Origin of the sequence: Streptococcus sp. 27098_8_109, assembly GCF_041432295.1 — a bacterium.
Taxonomy (GTDB): domain Bacteria; phylum Bacillota; class Bacilli; order Lactobacillales; family Streptococcaceae; genus Streptococcus.
Map to the genome: position 1 here is coordinate 105,652 of NZ_JAPVZJ010000004.1, position 17,130 is coordinate 122,781.

General features: G+C 35.4%; 16 protein-coding genes. All 16 read left to right on the forward strand.

What is annotated here, in order from left to right:
* The first annotated feature begins 100 nt into the window (after positions 1-100).
* The 16 genes from O3664_RS02955 (at position 101) to O3664_RS03030 (ending at position 17,039) form a co-directional block, all read left to right on the forward strand.
* A complete protein-coding gene (locus O3664_RS02955; protein ID WP_000681587.1) occupies positions 101-1,282 on the forward strand; it encodes a S1C family serine protease in 1,182 nt (393 codons plus the stop codon).
* Positions 1,283-1,339: 57 nt separating this feature from the next.
* Positions 1,340-2,098 (forward strand): ParB/RepB/Spo0J family partition protein, encoded by a 759-nt coding sequence (locus tag O3664_RS02960; RefSeq protein ID WP_084928696.1) that lies wholly within the window; start codon positions 1,340-1,342, stop codon positions 2,096-2,098.
* Positions 2,099-2,310: 212 nt separating this feature from the next.
* A complete protein-coding gene (dnaA, locus tag O3664_RS02965) occupies positions 2,311-3,672 on the forward strand; it encodes a chromosomal replication initiator protein DnaA (protein WP_033687629.1) in 1,362 nt (453 codons plus the stop codon).
* Positions 3,673-3,830: 158 nt separating this feature from the next.
* On the forward strand, positions 3,831-4,967 hold the full coding sequence (gene dnaN, locus O3664_RS02970; protein ID WP_000581174.1) for a DNA polymerase III subunit beta: 1,137 nt from the start codon (positions 3,831-3,833) through the stop codon (positions 4,965-4,967).
* A gap of 64 nt (positions 4,968-5,031) precedes the next feature.
* The gene (locus tag O3664_RS02975; RefSeq protein WP_000285186.1) at positions 5,032-5,226 is read left to right on the forward strand and encodes a DUF951 domain-containing protein; all 195 of its coding nucleotides are present in this window, start codon (positions 5,032-5,034) and stop codon (positions 5,224-5,226) included.
* An 84-nt stretch (positions 5,227-5,310) separates the two neighbouring features.
* A complete protein-coding gene (ychF, locus tag O3664_RS02980; RefSeq protein WP_084928695.1) occupies positions 5,311-6,426 on the forward strand; it encodes a redox-regulated ATPase YchF in 1,116 nt (371 codons plus the stop codon).
* A gap of 72 nt (positions 6,427-6,498) precedes the next feature.
* Positions 6,499-7,068, forward strand: coding sequence for an aminoacyl-tRNA hydrolase (gene pth, locus O3664_RS02985; protein WP_265465465.1), 570 nt, complete (start codon positions 6,499-6,501; stop codon positions 7,066-7,068).
* Complete coding sequence (gene mfd / locus O3664_RS02990; protein ID WP_265470992.1) at positions 7,069-10,572, forward strand: transcription-repair coupling factor; 3,504 nt, start codon at positions 7,069-7,071, stop codon at positions 10,570-10,572.
* 57 nt (positions 10,573-10,629) lie between these two features.
* Positions 10,630-10,896, forward strand: a complete 267-nt coding sequence (locus O3664_RS02995) for an RNA-binding S4 domain-containing protein (RefSeq protein WP_001234978.1) — start codon at positions 10,630-10,632, stop codon at positions 10,894-10,896.
* Positions 10,889-11,257 carry a septum formation initiator family protein gene (locus tag O3664_RS03000; RefSeq protein WP_000041905.1) on the forward strand — a complete coding sequence of 123 codons (369 nt, stop codon included), beginning with the start codon at positions 10,889-10,891 and terminating at the stop codon, positions 11,255-11,257. Before O3664_RS02995 ends, O3664_RS03000 begins: the two co-directional genes overlap by 8 nt.
* A 4-nt stretch (positions 11,258-11,261) precedes the next feature.
* Complete coding sequence (locus O3664_RS03005; protein ID WP_049501883.1) at positions 11,262-11,384, forward strand: SP_0009 family protein; 123 nt, start codon at positions 11,262-11,264, stop codon at positions 11,382-11,384.
* Complete coding sequence (locus tag O3664_RS03010; RefSeq protein WP_049501884.1) at positions 11,377-12,645, forward strand: serine hydrolase; 1,269 nt, start codon at positions 11,377-11,379, stop codon at positions 12,643-12,645. Before O3664_RS03005 ends, O3664_RS03010 begins: the two co-directional genes overlap by 8 nt.
* A complete protein-coding gene (gene tilS, locus O3664_RS03015; RefSeq protein WP_084865102.1) occupies positions 12,642-13,919 on the forward strand; it encodes a tRNA lysidine(34) synthetase TilS in 1,278 nt (425 codons plus the stop codon). Before O3664_RS03010 ends, tilS begins: the two co-directional genes overlap by 4 nt.
* 4 nt (positions 13,920-13,923) lie before the next feature.
* On the forward strand, positions 13,924-14,466 hold the full coding sequence (gene hpt / locus O3664_RS03020; protein ID WP_000892171.1) for a hypoxanthine phosphoribosyltransferase: 543 nt from the start codon (positions 13,924-13,926) through the stop codon (positions 14,464-14,466).
* A gap of 15 nt (positions 14,467-14,481) precedes the next feature.
* On the forward strand, positions 14,482-16,440 hold the full coding sequence (gene ftsH, locus O3664_RS03025; RefSeq protein WP_084928689.1) for an ATP-dependent zinc metalloprotease FtsH: 1,959 nt from the start codon (positions 14,482-14,484) through the stop codon (positions 16,438-16,440).
* A 119-nt stretch (positions 16,441-16,559) separates the two neighbouring features.
* On the forward strand, positions 16,560-17,039 hold the full coding sequence (locus tag O3664_RS03030) for a sigma-70 family RNA polymerase sigma factor (RefSeq protein WP_371613619.1): 480 nt from the start codon (positions 16,560-16,562) through the stop codon (positions 17,037-17,039).
* Positions 17,040-17,130 lie beyond the last annotated feature (91 nt).

Below are 17,130 nucleotides of genomic sequence, written 5' to 3' on the forward strand. Positions count from 1 at the left end.
TTTTAAAGTTATCCACAATCTGTGTAAAACTTTTGTGTTTAAGTTATAATTAAGCTAGTCAGTTTATACTTTCAGTAATTTCAAACATATGGAGGCAAATATGAAACATTTAAAAACATTTTACAAAAAAGGGTTTCAATTATTAGTCGTTATCGTCATTAGCTTTTTTAGTGGAGCCTTGGGTAGCTTTTCAATAAACCAACTAACTCAAAAAAGTACTGAAAGTACCTCTAACAACAATAGTACTATTACACAGACTGCCTATAAGAATGAAAATTCAACAACACAGGCTGTTAACAAAGTAAAAGATGCCGTTGTTTCTGTTATTACTTATTCAGCAAACAGACAAAATAGCGTATTTGGTAATGATGATACTGACACAGATTCTCAGCAAATCTCTAGTGAAGGATCTGGGGTTATTTATAAAAAGAATGATAAAGAAGCTTACATCGTCACCAACAATCACGTTATAAATGGTGCCAGCAAAGTAGATATTCGTTTGTCAGATGGAACTAAAGTACCTGGAGAAATCGTCGGAGCTGATACTTTCTCTGATATTGCTGTCGTCAAAATCTCTTCAGAAAAAGTGACAACAGTAGCTGAATTTGGTGATTCTAGCAAGTTAACCGTAGGAGAAACTGCTATTGCCATCGGTAGCCCATTAGGTTCTGAATATGCTAATACTGTCACTCAAGGTATCGTATCTAGTCTTAATCGAAATGTATCTTTAAAATCTGAAGATGGACAAGCCATTTCTACAAAAGCCATCCAAACTGATACTGCTATTAACCCAGGTAACTCTGGTGGCCCACTAATCAATATTCAAGGACAGGTTATCGGAATTACCTCAAGTAAAATTGCCACAAATGGAGGAACATCTGTAGAAGGTCTTGGTTTTGCAATCCCTGCAAATGATGCTATCAATATTATTGAACAGTTGGAAAAGAACGGAAAAGTTACTCGTCCAGCTTTGGGAATTCAAATGGTCAATCTCTCAAATATTAATACAAGTGATATTAGAAGACTGAATATTCCAAGCAATGTAACATCTGGTGTAGTTGTTCGTTCTGTGCAAAGTAATATGCCTGCCAATGGTCACCTTGAAAAATACGATGTTATTACAAAAGTAGATGACAAGGAAATTGCTTCATCAACAGACTTACAAAGTGCTCTTTACAATCATTCTATCGGAGATACCATTAAAATAACTTACTATCGTAACGGTAAAGAAGAAACTACATCTATTAAACTTGACAAGAGTTCAGGTGATTTAGAATCTTAATTGACATCTATGTAAAGAAAGCTTTACATAAGAGAAAAGATATGTTAGTGTAGAATCATGGAAAAATTTGAAATGATTTCTATCACGGATATACAAAAAAATCCCTATCAACCTCGAAAAGAATTTGATGGAGAAAAACTACATGAACTAGCACAGTCTATCAAAGAAAATGGGGTCATTCAACCGATTATTGTTCGTCAATCTCCTGTTATTGGTTATGAAATCCTTGCAGGAGAGAGACGCTATCGGGCTTCACTTTTAGCTGGTCTAACGTCTATCCCAGCTGTTGTTAAACAGCTTTCAGATCAAGAGATGATGGTCCAGTCCATCATTGAAAATTTGCAAAGAGAAAATTTAAATCCAATAGAAGAAGCACGAGCCTATGAATCTCTTGTAGAGAAAGGATTTACCCATGCTGAAATTGCAGATAAAATGGGCAAGTCTCGTCCATATATCAGCAACTCTATTCGCTTGCTGTCCTTGCCAGAACAGATCCTCTCAGAAATAGAAAACGGCAAACTATCACAAGCCCATGCGCGTTCTCTAGTTGGGTTAAATAAGGAACAACAAGACTATTTCTTTCAACGAATCATAGAAGAAGACATTTCTGTAAGGAAGTTAGAAGCTCTTCTGACAGAGAAAAAACAAAAGAAACTGCAAAAAAATGATTATTTCATACAAAATGAAGAAGAACAGTTAAAAAAAATACTCGGATTAGATGTAGAAATCAAACTGTCTAAAAAAGATAGTGGAAAAATCATTATTGCTTTCTCAAACCAAGAAGAATACAGTAGAATTATCAACAGCCTGAAATAAGGCTGTTCTTTTATTTTTTTATCTCACAAGGTTATCCACTATTTTTTTCAAAAAAAAGCTTCATAAATCAATAGTTTCTGATTTTATCCCCAACCTGTGGATAAAACTTGATAACATTGTGGATTATTTTTCACAGCTTGTGGAAAATTCTTGCTATCTATGGTAAAATAAATCTAGCATTAAACTTTTAAATAGTAAAGGAGGAGAAAGGATTGAAAGAAAAACAATTTTGGAATCGTATATTAGAATTTGCACAAGAAAGACTAACTCGTTCCATGTATGATTTCTATGCTATTCAAGCTGAACTCATTAAGGTAGAAGAAAATGTTGCCACTATATTTTTACCACGATCTGAAATGGAAATGGTCTGGGAAAAACAACTAAAAGATATCATTGTAGTAGCTGGTTTTGAGATTTATGATGCTGAAATAACTCCCCACTATATTTTCACCAAGCCTCAAGATACGATTATCCCACAAGTTGAAGAAGCTCCAAATTCAACTCTCTATGACTATAGTCCAAAGTTAGCATCTATTCCTTATTCGGATACTGGATTAAAAGAAAAGTATACCTTTGATAATTTTATCCAAGGGGATGGAAATGTTTGGGCAGTATCAGCCGCCCTGGCTGTCTCTGAAGATTTGGCCTTGACCTATAATCCTCTTTTTATCTATGGAGGACCTGGGCTTGGTAAGACTCACTTACTCAATGCCATTGGGAATGAGATTTTGAAAAATATTCCTGATGCGCGTGTGAAGTACATTCCTGCTGAAAGCTTTATAAACGACTTTCTTGAACATCTGAGACTGGGTGAAATGGATAAGTTCAAAAAAACCTACCGTAGCCTCGATCTCTTGTTAATTGATGATATTCAATCGCTGAGTGGAAAAAAAGTTGCAACTCAGGAAGAATTTTTCAATACTTTCAATGTTCTCCATAACAATCAAAAACAAATTGTTCTGACTAGTGATCGTAGCCCTAAACACTTAGAGGGCCTTGAAGAAAGACTTGTCACGCGCTTTAGCTGGGGCTTGACGCAAAATATCACACCACCTGACTTTGAGACACGTATTGCCATTTTACAAAGCAAAACAGAGAATTTAGACTACCATTTCCAAAGTGATACCCTAGAATACCTAGCTGGTCAATTTGATTCAAACGTCCGAGAACTTGAAGGAGCAATCAACGACATCACTTTAATCGCCCGAGTGAAGAAGATTAAGGATATCACTATCGATATCGCTGCAGAGGCTATTAGGGCACGCAAACAAGATGTTAGCCAAATGCTCGTCATCCCAATTGATAAAATCCAAAATGAAGTTGGTAACTTTTATGGTGTCAGCGTCAAAGAAATGAAGGGAAGCAGACGCCTTCAAAATATTGTGTTAGCCCGTCAAGTAGCCATGTATTTATCTAGAGAACTAACAGATAATAGTCTTCCAAAAATTGGGAAGGAATTTGGTGGTAAAGATCACACAACAGTCATTCATGCCCATGCCAAAATTAAATCTTTGATTGATGAAGACGATAATTTACGTTTAGAAATTGAATCAATCAAAAAGAAAATCAAATAACTTGTGGATAACTTTTACTTTATTATCTTTTTTATCCACATTTTTTAAACAAGCCCAAAAACTTGATATGACTTGTTTAAAGTCTGTTTTCCACAGATTTCACAGACTCTATTATTACTATTATCCTTCTAATACTAAAAATAAATAAAGGAGAATCCATGATTCATTTTTCAATTAATAAAAATTTATTTCTACAAGCCTTAAATACTACTAAGAGAGCTATTAGCTCTAAAAATGCCATTCCTATTTTATCAACCGTCAAAATTGACGTAACCAATGAAGGTGTTACTTTAATTGGTTCAAATGGTCAAATTTCAATTGAAAATTTTATTTCTCAAAAAAATGAAGATGCTGGTTTGTTAATTACTTCTTTAGGTTCGATCCTTCTTGAAGCTTCTTTCTTCATCAATGTGGTATCTAGTCTACCTGATGTGACTCTTGATTTTAAAGAAATTGAACAAAACCAAATTGTTTTAACTAGTGGCAAATCAGAAATTACCCTAAAAGGAAAAGATAGCGAGCAATATCCACGAATCCAAGAAATTTCAGCAAGCACTCCTTTGGTTCTTGAAACAAAATTACTTAAGAAAATTATCAATGAAACAGCTTTTGCTGCAAGTACACAAGAAAGTCGTCCAATTTTAACAGGTGTTCATTTTGTATTGAGCCAACACAAAGAGTTAAAAACAGTTGCAACAGACTCTCATCGTCTAAGCCAGAAAAAATTGACTCTTGAAAAAAATAGTGATGATTTTGATGTCGTGATTCCTAGCCGTTCTCTACGCGAATTTTCAGCAGTATTTACAGACGATATTGAAACTGTAGAGATTTTCTTTGCCAACAATCAAATCCTCTTTAGAAGCGAAAATATTAGCTTCTATACTCGTTTGTTAGAAGGTAACTATCCTGATACAGATCGCTTGATTCCGACAGACTTTAACACTACTATTACTTTTGATGTGGTAAACTTACGTCAGTCAATGGAGCGTGCTCGCCTTTTATCAAGTGCGACTCAAAATGGTACTGTGAAGCTTGAAATTAAAGGTGGTATTGTTAGCGCCCATGTTCATTCTCCAGAAGTTGGTAAAGTAAACGAAGAAATCGATACTGATCAGGTGACTGGTGAAGATTTGACTATTAGTTTCAACCCAACTTACTTGATTGATTCTCTTAAGGCTTTAAATAGCGAAAAGGTGACCATTAGCTTTATCTCAGCTGTTCGTCCATTTACTCTTGTGCCAGCAGACACTGATGAAGACTTCATGCAGCTCATTACACCAGTTCGTACAAATTAAGTGAAAGAGGTTGAGCCTGGCTCGCCTCTTTTATGATATAATCTAAAAAGAGAAGGAGAGTAGTATGTATCAAGTTGGAAATTTTGTTGAAATGAAAAAACCACATGCTTGCACCATCAAGTCAACAGGTAAAAAGGCCAATCGTTGGGAAATTACACGTGTAGGAGCAGATATCAAAATTAAATGTAGCAATTGTGACCATGTTGTCATGATGGGGCGCTATGATTTTGATCGAAAAATGAATAAAATTATTGACTGAAACCCCTCAGTTAGAGGGTTAGCAAGTTTTCCCTTTTTGTGTTATAATATTAGGGATTGAAATGAAAACGGAGAATGAGAAAATATGGCTTTAACAGCAGGTATCGTTGGTTTGCCAAACGTTGGTAAATCAACACTATTTAATGCAATTACAAAAGCAGGAGCAGAGGCTGCAAACTATCCATTTGCGACGATTGATCCAAACGTTGGAATGGTTGAGGTTCCAGATGAACGCCTACAAAAATTGACTGAAATGATCACTCCTAAAAAGACAGTTCCAACAACATTTGAATTTACAGATATCGCAGGAATTGTAAAAGGAGCTTCAAAAGGAGAAGGGCTAGGGAATAAATTCTTGGCTAATATCCGTGAAGTAGACGCGATTGTTCACGTAGTTCGTGCTTTTGATGATGAAAATGTGATGCGCGAGCAAGGACGTGAAGATGCTTTTGTGGATCCACTTGCAGATATTGATACTATTAACCTGGAGTTGATTCTTGCTGACTTAGAATCAGTTAATAAGCGTTATGCGCGTGTAGAAAAGATGGCATGTACGCAAAAAGATAAAGAATCAGTAGCTGAGTTTAATGTTCTTCAAAAGATTAAACCAGTCCTAGAAGATGGAAAATCAGCTCGAACTATTGAATTTACAGATGAAGAACAAAAAGTTGTCAAAGGTCTCTTCCTTTTGACGACTAAACCAGTGCTCTATGTTGCCAATGTGGATGAGGATGTTGTTTCAGAACCTGACTCTATCGACTATGTTAAACAAATTCGTGAATTCGCAGCGACAGAAAATGCTGAAGTAGTTGTTATTTCTGCGCGTGCTGAGGAAGAAATTTCTGAGTTAGACGAAGAAGATAAGCAAGAGTTTCTTGAAGCACTTGGTTTGACAGAGTCAGGCGTTGACAAGTTGACTCGTGCAGCTTACCACTTACTTGGATTGGGAACTTACTTCACAGCTGGTGAAAAAGAGGTTCGCGCTTGGACCTTCAAACGTGGTATGAAGGCTCCTCAAGCAGCTGGTATTATCCACTCAGACTTTGAAAAAGGATTTATTCGTGCAGTAACCATGTCATATGAGGATCTAGTGAAATACGGATCTGAAAAGGCCGTAAAAGAAGCTGGACGCTTGCGTGAGGAAGGAAAAGAATATATCGTCCAAGACGGTGATATCATGGAATTCCGCTTTAATGTCTAAAAAAATTAATGAATAGTGTCAATTAGGTTGGAAAAAAATTCCAACCCTTTTGGCTTTTGAAAGGAAAAATAAATGACCAAATTACTTGTAGGATTAGGAAATCCAGGGGATAAATATTTTGAAACAAAACACAATGTTGGATTTATGTTGATTGACCAACTAGCGAAGAAACAGAATGTCACTTTTACACATGATAAGATATTTCAATCTGATCTAGCATCCTTTTTCCTAAATGGAGAAAAAATTTATCTTGTCAAACCAACGACATTTATGAATGAAAGTGGAAAAGCGGTTCATGCTTTATTGACTTATTATGGTTTAGATATTGAAGATTTACTCATCATTTACGATGATCTTGACATGGAAGTTGGAAAGATTCGTTTAAGAGCAAAGGGATCCGCAGGTGGTCATAATGGTATCAAGTCTATTATTCAACATATTGGAACTCAGGTCTTTAACCGTGTTAAGATTGGAATCGGAAGACCTAAAAATGGCATGTCAGTTGTTAACCATGTTTTGAGTACCTTTGACAAGGATGATTATATTGGTATTTTACAGTCTATTGACAAAGTTGACGATTCTGTAAACTACTATTTACAAGAGAAAAACTTTGAAAAAACGATGCAGAGGTATAACGGATAAATGGTGACCTTATTAGATTTATTCTCAGAAAATGATCAGGTTAAAAAATGGCATCAAAATCTGACAGATAAGAAAAGACAACTAATACTTGGTTTATCAACGTCTACTAAGGCTCTTGCAATTGCAAGCAGTCTAGAAAAAGAAGATAAGATTGTGTTATTGACGTCAACTTATGGAGAAGCAGAAGGACTTGTTAGTGATCTTATCTCTATCTTGGGTGAGGAACTTGTCTATCCATTTTTGGTAGATGACTCCCCGATGGTCGAGTTTTTGATGTCTTCACAAGAAAAAATCATTTCACGGGTTGAAGCCTTGCGTTTTTTGACTGATTCATCTAAGAGAGGAATTTTAGTTTGTAATATCGCAGCAAGTCGATTGATTTTACCGTATCCAAATGTATTCAAAGATAGTATTGTAAAAATCTCAGTTGGTGAAGAATATGATCAACACGCGATTATCCATCAGTTGAAGGAAATTGGCTATCGAAAAGTTACACAAGTACAAACTCAGGGAGAGTTTAGTCTTCGAGGAGATATTTTAGATATTTTTGAAATATCCCAGTTAGAACCTTGCCGAATTGAGTTTTTTGGTGATGAAATTGATGGTATCAGGTCATTTGAGGTCGAAACACAATTATCGAAAGAAAATCAGACAGAACTTACTATCTTTCCAGCTAGTGATATGCTTTTGAGAGAAAAGGATTATCAACGAGGACAGTCTGCTTTAGAAAAACAAATTTCAAAAACGTTATCACCTATTTTAAAATCATACTTAGAAGAAATTCTTTCAAGTTTTCATCAAAAACAAATGCATTTAGATTCTAGGAAGTTTTTATCTTTGTGTTATGACAAGATATGGACTGTTTTTGACTATATTGAAAAAGATACCCCAGTATTCTTTGATGATTATCAGAAATTGATGAATCAGTATGAAGTCTTTGAAAGGGAGTTAGCACAATACTTTACGGAAGAGTTACAGAACAGTAAAGCATTTTCTGAGATGCAGTATTTTGCAGATACAGAGCAAATCTATAAAAAACAGAGTCCGGTTACCTTTTTCTCTAATCTGCAAAAGGGTTTAGGCAATCTCAAGTTTGACCAAATTTATCAATTTAATCAATATCCTATGCAAGAATTTTTCAATCAATTTTCTTTTCTAAAAGAAGAAATTGAGAGATACAAAAAAATGGATTACACTATTATTCTGCAGTCTAGCAATTCAATGGGAAGTAAAACATTGGAGGATGTTTTAGAGGAATATCAGATTAAATTGGATTCCAGAGATAAGTCAAGTATTTGTAAAGAATCTGTAAACTTAATCGAGGGTAATCTCAGACATGGTTTTCATTTTGTAGATGAAAAGATTTTATTGATAACTGAACATGAGATTTTTCAAAAGAAATTGAAACGTCGTTTTCGAAGACAACATGTTTCAAACGCAGAGAGATTAAAAGATTACAATGAACTTGAAAAAGGGGACTACGTTGTCCATCATATCCATGGGATTGGTCAATATTTAGGAATTGAAACCATTGAAATCAAAGGGATACACCGCGATTATGTCAGTGTGCAGTATCAAAATGGGGATCAAATCTCTATCCCAGTAGAACAGATTCATCTACTGTCTAAATATGTTTCAAGTGATGGTAAAGCGCCAAAACTCAATAAATTAAATGACGGTCATTTCAAAAAGGCCAAGCAAAAAGTAAAGAACCAGGTAGAGGATATAGCTGACGATTTAATCAAACTTTATTCTGAGCGTAGTCAGTTGAAGGGTTTTGCTTTCTCAGCTGATGATGAGGATCAACATGCTTTTGATGATGCCTTCCCTTATGTTGAAACGGATGATCAACTTCGTAGTGTTGAGGAAATCAAGAGAGATATGCAGGCTTCTCAACCAATGGATCGACTTTTAGTTGGGGATGTTGGTTTTGGAAAGACTGAAGTTGCTATGCGTGCAGCCTTTAAGGCAGTCAATGATCACAAACAGGTTGTCGTTCTAGTTCCGACGACGGTTTTAGCGCAACAGCACTATACGAATTTTAAGGAACGATTCCAAAATTTTGCAGTTAATATTGATGTGTTGAGTCGCTTTAGAAGTAAAAAAGAGCAGACTGAAACACTTGAAAAATTGAAAAAGGGTCAAGTTGATATTTTAATTGGAACACATCGTGTTTTGTCAAAAGATGTTGTGTTTGCTGATTTGGGTTTGATGATTATTGATGAGGAACAGCGATTTGGTGTCAAGCATAAGGAAACCTTGAAAGAACTGAAAAAACAAGTAGATGTCCTGACCTTGACAGCAACGCCAATTCCTCGTACCCTTCACATGTCTATGCTGGGAATCAGAGATTTGTCTGTTATTGAAACTCCGCCGACTAATCGTTATCCAGTGCAAACCTATGTTTTAGAAAAGAATGATAGTGTGATTCGTGATGCTGTCTTGCGTGAAATGGAGCGTGGAGGTCAAGTTTACTATCTTTACAATAAAGTTGACACGATTGACCAGAAGGTTTCCGAATTACAGGAGTTGATTCCAGATGCTTCGATTGGTTATGTTCATGGGCAAATGAGTGAGATTCAGTTAGAAAATACTCTACTGGATTTCATTGAAGGTCAGTATGATATTTTAGTGACTACTACCATTATTGAGACAGGGGTGGACATTCCAAATGCTAATACTTTATTTATTGAAAATGCGGACCATATGGGCTTGTCAACCTTGTATCAGTTAAGAGGAAGAGTCGGTCGTAGTAATCGTATTGCTTATGCCTATCTCATGTATCGTCCAGAAAAATCAATCAGTGAAGTCTCCGAGAAGAGATTAGAAGCGATCAAAGGATTTACAGAATTGGGCTCTGGATTTAAGATTGCAATGCGAGATCTTTCGATTCGCGGAGCAGGAAATCTTTTAGGAAAATCCCAGTCTGGTTTCATTGATTCTGTTGGTTTTGAATTGTATTCGCAGTTATTGGAGGAAGCTATTGCTAAACGACATGGTAATGTGAACACAAGAACCAAAGGGAATTCTGAGTTGATTTTACAAATTGATGCCTATCTTCCTGATACCTATATTTCTGATCAACGACATAAGATTGAAATTTACAAGAAAATTCGTCAAATTGACAACCGTGTCAATTATGAGGAGTTACAAGAAGAGCTGATGGACCGTTTTGGAGAATACCCAGATGTGGTTGCTTATCTTTTAGAGATTGGTTTAGTCAAGTCATATTTGGACAAGGTCTTTGTTCAACGTGTAGAAAGAAAAGAGAATAAGATTACAGTTCAATTTGAAAAAGTCACTCAACGACTGTTTTTGGCTCAAGATTATTTTAAAGCTTTATCCGCAACGAATTTAAAAGCAGCCATAGCTGAGAATAAGGGATTAATGGAAGTTGTATTTGATGTTCGAAACAAGAAGGACTATGAAATTTTAGAAGGTCTACTCATTTTTGGAGAAAGTTTATTAGAGATAAAAGTGTCGAAAGAAGGCAATTCCCTTTAACATTTTTCTTCTATAAAGTAGATAAAAATGATACAATAATAATTTGAGGTAATAAAAATGAGATTAGACAAATATTTAAAAGTATCAAGAATTATCAAGCGTCGTACAGTCGCAAAAGAAGTAGCAGATAAAGGCAGAATCAAGGTAAATGGAATCTTGGCAAAAAGTTCAACGGATTTGAAAGTTAATGACCAAGTTGAAATTCGTTTTGGAAATAAGTTGCTACTTGTAAAAGTACTGGAGATGAAAGATAGTACAAAAAAAGAAGATGCAGCAGGCATGTATGAAATTATCAGTGAAACACGGGTAGAAGAAAATGTCTAAAAATATCGTACAATTGAATAATTCTTTTATTCAAAATGAACACCAACGTCGTCGCTATCTGATGAAAGAACGACAAAAACGTAATCGTTTCATGGGTTGGGTTCTGATTTTGATGATTTTATTGTTCATTTTACCAACTTATAATCTTGCTCAAAGCTATCACCAATTACTCCAAAGACGTCAACAGTTATCAGATTTGCAAACTCAGTATCAAACCTTGAGTGAGGAAAAGGAGAAAGAGACAGCTTTTGCTACAAAGTTGAAAGATGAAGATTACGCTGCTAAATACATGCGTGCAAAATATTATTATTCTAAGAATCGGGAAGCTGTTTATACGATTCCTGACTTGCTCCCAAGGTGATAAAATGGAAAATTTATTAGATGTAATAGAGCAATTTTTGAGTCTATCGGATGAAAAGCTGGAAGAGTTGGTTGATAAAAATCAATTATTGCGTTTACAAGAAGAAAAGGAAAGGAAGAATGCGTAAATTCTTAATTATTTTGTTGTTACCGAGTTTTTTGATCATTTCAAAAGTCGTTAGCACAGAAAAAGAAGTAGTCTATACTTCAAAAGAAATTTATTACCTTTCACAATCTGACTTTGGTATTTATTTTAGAGAAAAATTAAGTTCTCCCATGGTTTATGGAGAGGTTCCTGTTTATGCGAATGAAGATTTAGTGGTGGAATCTGGAAAATTGACTCCCCAAACAAGTTTTCAAATAACCGAGTGGCGCTTGAATAAACAAGGGATTCCAGTATTTAAGTTATCAAACCATCAATTTATTGCTGCAGACAAACGATTTTTATATGATCAATCAGAGGTAACTCCAACAATAAAAAAAGTATGGTTAGAATCTGATTTTAAACTGTACAATAGTCCTTATGACTTAAAAGAAGTGAAATCATCCTTATCAGCTTATTCGCAAGTATCAATTGATAAGACCATGTTTGTAGAAGGAAGAGAATTTCTACATATTGATCAGGCTGGATGGGCAGCTAAAGAATCAACTTCTGAAGAAGATAATCGGATGAGTAAAGTCCAAGAAATGTTATCGGAAAAATATCAGAAGGATTCATTTTCTATTTATGTTAAGCAACTGACTACTGGAAAAGAGGCTGGTATCAATCAAGATGAAAAGATGTATGCAGCTAGTGTTTTAAAATTACCTTATCTCTATTATGCGCAAGAAAAAATAAATGAGGGGCTTTATCAGTTAGACACGACTATAAAATACGTATCTGCAGTCAATGATTTTCCAGGTTCTTATAAACCAGAGGGAAGTGGTAGCCTTCCTAAAAAAGAGGATAATAAAGAGTATTCTCTAAAGGATTTAATTACGAAAGTATCAAAAGAATCTGATAATGTAGCTCATAATTTATTGGGATATTACATTTCAAACCAATCTGATGCCACATTTAAATCCCAGATGTCTGCTATTATGGGAGATGATTGGGATTCCAAAGAAAAATTGATTTCTTCTAAGATGGCTGGGAAGGTCATGGAGGCTATTTATAATCAAAATGGATTTGTATTGGATTCTTTGACTAAAACAGATTTTGATAATGAGAGAATTGCCAAAGGTGTTTCTGTTAAAGTAGCTCATAAAATTGGAGATGCGGATGAATTTAAGCATGATACGGGTGTTGTCTATGCAGATTCTCCATTTATTCTTTCTATTTTCACTAAAAATTCTGATTATGATACGATTTCTAAGATAGCCAAGGATGTTTATGAGGTTCTAAAATGAGGGAACAAGATTTTTTAAATCATTTTCTCAAGAAGGGATATTTCAAAAAGCATGCTAAGGTGGTGCTAGCTCTTTCTGGTGGATTAGATTCTATGTTTCTATTTAAGGTGTTATCTACGTATCAAAAAGAATTAGAAATTGAATTGATTCTAGCTCATGTGAATCATAAGCAGAGAGTAGAATCAGATTGGGAAGAACAGGAATTAAGGAAGTTAGCTGCTGAAGCAGAGCTTCCTATTTATATCAGTAATTTTTTAGGTGAATTTTCAGAAGCGCGTGCTCGACATTTTCGTTATGATTTTTTTCAAGAGGTCATGAAAAAGACAGGTGCGACAGCTTTAGTCACTGCCCACCATGCTGATGATCAGGTGGAAACGATTTTAATGCGCTTGATTCGAGGAACTCGTTTGCGCTATCTATCAGGAATTAAGGAGAAGCAAGTAGTCGGAGAGATAGAAATCATTCGTCCCTTCTTGCATTTTCAGAAAAAAGACTTTCCACCAATTTTTCACTTTGAAGATACATCAAATCAGGAAAATCATTATTTTCGCAATCGTATTCGAAACTCTTATTTACCAGAATTAGAAAAAGAAAATCCTAGATTTAGAGATGCAATCTTAAGCATCGGCAATGAAATTTTAGATTATGACTTAGCTATAGCTGAATTATCAAAGAATATTGATGTAGAAAATTTAGATCAGCTATTGTCTTACTCTGAGTCGACACAAAGAGTTTTACTTCAAACTTATCTGAATCGTTTTCCAGATTTGAATCTTACAAAAGCTCAGTTTGAAGAAGTTAGAAAAATTTTAAAAACTAAAAGCCAGTATCGTCATCCGCTTAAAAATGGTTATGAATTAGTAAAAGAGTATCAACAGTTTCGGATTTGTAAAATCAGTCCTCAGTCTGATGAAAAGGAAGATGAACTTGTGTTACACTATCAAAATCAGGTATCCTACCAGGGTTATTTATTTTCCTTTGGACTTCCTTTAGAAGGTGAATTAATTCAGCAGGTACCTGTTTCACGGGAAACATCCATACACATTCGTCATCGAAAAACAGGAGATTTTTTGATTCAAAATGGTCATAGAAAAAAACTCAGACGTCTATTTATTGATTTGAAAATCCCTATGGAAAAGCGAAAATCAGCTCTGATTATTGAGCAATTTGGTGAAATTGTCTCAATTTTGGGAATTGCGACCAGTAATTTGAGTAAAAACACGAAAAATGATATAATGAACACTGTACTTTATATAGAAAAAATAGATAGGTAAAAAAATGTTAGAAAACGATATTAAAAAAATCCTCGTTTCACACGATGAAATTACAGAAGCTGCTAAAAAATTAGGTGCTCAACTCACTAAAGACTATGCAGGAAAAAATCCAATTTTAGTTGGGATTTTAAAAGGATCTATTCCTTTTATGGCTGAATTGGTCAAACATATCGACACACATATTGAAATGGACTTCATGATGGTTTCTAGCTATCATGGTGGAACAGCAAGTAGCGGTGTCATCAATATCAAGCAAGATGTGACTCAAGATATCAAAGGAAGACATGTTTTATTTGTAGAAGATATCATTGATACAGGTCAAACTTTGAAGAATTTGCGAGATATGTTTATTGCAAGAGATGCAGCTTCTGTTAAGATTGCAACCTTATTGGATAAACCAGAGGGACGTGTTGTAGAAATTGAGGCTGACTATACCTGCTTTACTATTCCAAATGAGTTTGTAGTAGGTTATGGTTTAGACTACAAAGAAAATTATCGTAACCTTCCTTATGTTGGAGTATTGAAAGAAGAAGTATATTCAAATTAGAAAGAACAATTTTTAATGAAAAAACAAAATAATGGTTTAATTAAAAATCCTTTTCTATGGTTATTACTTATTTTTTTCCTAGTTACAGCTTACCAGTATTTTAGTACAGGTAGTGTTGCAGGGAAAAGTGAGCAAATTAATTATACAGAATTGGTAAAAGAAATTACCGATGACAATGTAAAAGAATTAACTTACCAACCAAATGGCAGTGTTATCGAAGTTTCAGGTGTTTATAAAAATCCTAAAACAAGTAAAGAAGAAACAGGCATTCAGTTCTTTTCTCCATCTGCTACAACAGTAGAGAAATTTTCAAGTATTATTCTTCCTTCAGATACTACAGTATCAGAATTGCAAAAGCTTGCTTCTGACCATAAAGCGGAAGTAACTATTAAGCATGAAAGTTCGAGTGGTATGTGGATTAATATTCTTGTATCCATTGTGCCATTCGGTATTCTTTTCTTCTTCCTATTCTCTATGATGGGAAATATGGGAGGAAATAATAGCCGTAACCCGATGAGTTTTGGACGTAGTAAGGCTAAAGCTGCAAATAAAGAAGATATTAAAGTAAGATTTTCAGATGTTGCTGGAGCTGAGGAAGAAAAACAAGAACTAGTTGAAGTTGTTGAATTCTTAAAAGATCCAAAAAGATTTACAAAACTTGGGGCTCGTATTCCAGCAGGTGTCCTTTTGGAGGGACCTCCGGGAACAGGTAAAACTTTGCTTGCTAAGGCAGTAGCCGGAGAAGCAGGTGTTCCCTTCTTTAGTATTTCAGGTTCTGACTTTGTAGAAATGTTTGTCGGAGTTGGAGCTAGTCGTGTTCGTTCTCTTTTTGAAGATGCCAAAAAAGCAGCACCAGCTATTATCTTTATCGATGAAATTGATGCTGTTGGACGTCAACGTGGAGTCGGTCTTGGTGGAGGTAATGACGAACGTGAGCAAACCTTGAACCAACTCTTGATTGAGATGGACGGTTTTGAGGGAAATGAAGGGATTATCGTTATCGCTGCGACAAACCGGTCAGATGTACTTGATCCTGCCCTTCTGCGTCCAGGACGTTTTGATAGAAAAGTCTTGGTTGGCCGTCCTGATGTTAAAGGTCGCGAAGCAATCTTGAAAGTTCATGCTAAGAACAAGCCTTTAGCAGAAGATGTTGATTTGAAATTAGTGGCTCAACAAACTCCAGGTTTTGTTGGTGCTGATTTAGAGAATGTATTGAATGAAGCTGCTTTAGTCGCTGCTCGTCGCAATAAATCGATAATTGATGCCTCAGATATTGATGAAGCAGAAGATAGAGTTATTGCTGGTCCTTCTAAGAAAGATAAGACAGTTTCACAAAAAGAACGTGAATTGGTTGCTTACCATGAGGCTGGACATACCATTGTTGGTCTAGTCTTATCGAATGCCCGCGTTGTCCATAAGGTTACAATTGTACCACGTGGCCGTGCAGGTGGTTACATGATTGCACTTCCTAAGGAAGACCAAATGCTTCTTTCTAAAGAAGATATGAAAGAGCAATTGGCTGGCTTAATGGGTGGACGTGTAGCTGAAGAAATTATCTTTAATGTCCAAACTACAGGAGCTTCAAACGACTTTGAACAAGCGACACAAATGGCGCGTGCAATGGTTACAGAGTACGGTATGAGTGAAAAACTTGGCCCAGTACAATATGAAGGAAACCATGCTATGTTTGGTGCACAGAGTCCTCAAAAATCAATTTCAGAACAAACAGCTTATGAAATTGACGAAGAAGTTCGTTCATTATTAAATGAAGCACGAAATAAAGCTGCTGAAATTATTCAGTCAAATCGTGAAACTCACAAGTTGATTGCAGAAGCATTATTGAAATACGAAACATTGGATAGTACACAAATTAAAGCTCTTTATGAAACAGGAAAGATGCCTGAAACAGTCGAAGAGGAATCTCATGCATTATCTTATGATGAAGTAAAGTCAAAAATGAATGATGAAAAATAACCCCAAGAGAGGCAAAACCTCTCTTTTTTATGCAGTTGAGACGGTGTAGGGGACAGAATAGGTGAAATATCCCAATTATCTTCTTGATTTGTTAGACTGTATCTAGAAAGGGGGACGTTATGTTTAAAGAATTATATAAAGAAGTCCAGGGAATTGTGTATAAGAGTAGAAATGAATATTACTTGCATTTATGGGAGTTAACTGATTGGGACCAAGAGGGCATGCTCTGCTTACATGAATTGATTAGTAGAGAAGAAGAGCTAGTAGAAGATATCCCACGCTTACGTAAATACTTCAAAACTAAATTCCGTAATCGGATCCTAGACTATATCCGTAAGCAGGAAAGCCAGAAGCGTAGATATGATAAAGAACCCTATGAAGAAGTAGGTGAGATTAGTCATCGTATCAGTGAGGGAGGTATGTGGCTAGATGAGTATTATCTCTTTCATGAGACACTAAGAGATTATAGAAACAAACAAAGTAAAGACAAACAAGAAGAGTTAGAACGCGTCTTAAGACATGAACGCTTCCGAGGGCGTCAAAGAGTATTGAGAGACTTACGTATTGTGTTTAAGGAGTTTGATATCCGTACTCATTAGGGAGTCATACAAAAAAACATAAAAAGTTTTAAAAAGTTGTTGACAAGTCAGAAAAAGTCTGTATAATAGTAAGAGTTGAAAATAACAGCTC

What these genes read in the sequence shown, in the direction of transcription:
- O3664_RS02955 (WP_000681587.1), top strand. Translation starts at nt 101, where the DNA reads ATGAAACATTTAAAAACATTTTACAAAAAAGGGTTTCAATTATTAGTC.
- O3664_RS02960 (WP_084928696.1), top strand. Translation starts at nt 1,340, where the DNA reads ATGGAAAAATTTGAAATGATTTCTATCACGGATATACAAAAAAATCCC.
- dnaN (WP_000581174.1), top strand. Translation starts at nt 3,831, where the DNA reads ATGATTCATTTTTCAATTAATAAAAATTTATTTCTACAAGCCTTAAAT.
- O3664_RS02975 (WP_000285186.1), top strand. Translation starts at nt 5,032, where the DNA reads ATGTATCAAGTTGGAAATTTTGTTGAAATGAAAAAACCACATGCTTGC.
- ychF (WP_084928695.1), top strand. Translation starts at nt 5,311, where the DNA reads ATGGCTTTAACAGCAGGTATCGTTGGTTTGCCAAACGTTGGTAAATCA.
- pth (WP_265465465.1), top strand. Translation starts at nt 6,499, where the DNA reads ATGACCAAATTACTTGTAGGATTAGGAAATCCAGGGGATAAATATTTT.
- mfd (WP_265470992.1), top strand. Translation starts at nt 7,069, where the DNA reads ATGGTGACCTTATTAGATTTATTCTCAGAAAATGATCAGGTTAAAAAA.
- O3664_RS02995 (WP_001234978.1), top strand. Translation starts at nt 10,630, where the DNA reads ATGAGATTAGACAAATATTTAAAAGTATCAAGAATTATCAAGCGTCGT.
- O3664_RS03000 (WP_000041905.1), top strand. Translation starts at nt 10,889, where the DNA reads ATGTCTAAAAATATCGTACAATTGAATAATTCTTTTATTCAAAATGAA.
- O3664_RS03005 (WP_049501883.1), top strand. Translation starts at nt 11,262, where the DNA reads ATGGAAAATTTATTAGATGTAATAGAGCAATTTTTGAGTCTATCGGAT.
- O3664_RS03010 (WP_049501884.1), top strand. Translation starts at nt 11,377, where the DNA reads ATGCGTAAATTCTTAATTATTTTGTTGTTACCGAGTTTTTTGATCATT.
- tilS (WP_084865102.1), top strand. Translation starts at nt 12,642, where the DNA reads ATGAGGGAACAAGATTTTTTAAATCATTTTCTCAAGAAGGGATATTTC.
- hpt (WP_000892171.1), top strand. Translation starts at nt 13,924, where the DNA reads ATGTTAGAAAACGATATTAAAAAAATCCTCGTTTCACACGATGAAATT.
- ftsH (WP_084928689.1), top strand. Translation starts at nt 14,482, where the DNA reads ATGAAAAAACAAAATAATGGTTTAATTAAAAATCCTTTTCTATGGTTA.
- O3664_RS03030 (WP_371613619.1), top strand. Translation starts at nt 16,560, where the DNA reads ATGTTTAAAGAATTATATAAAGAAGTCCAGGGAATTGTGTATAAGAGT.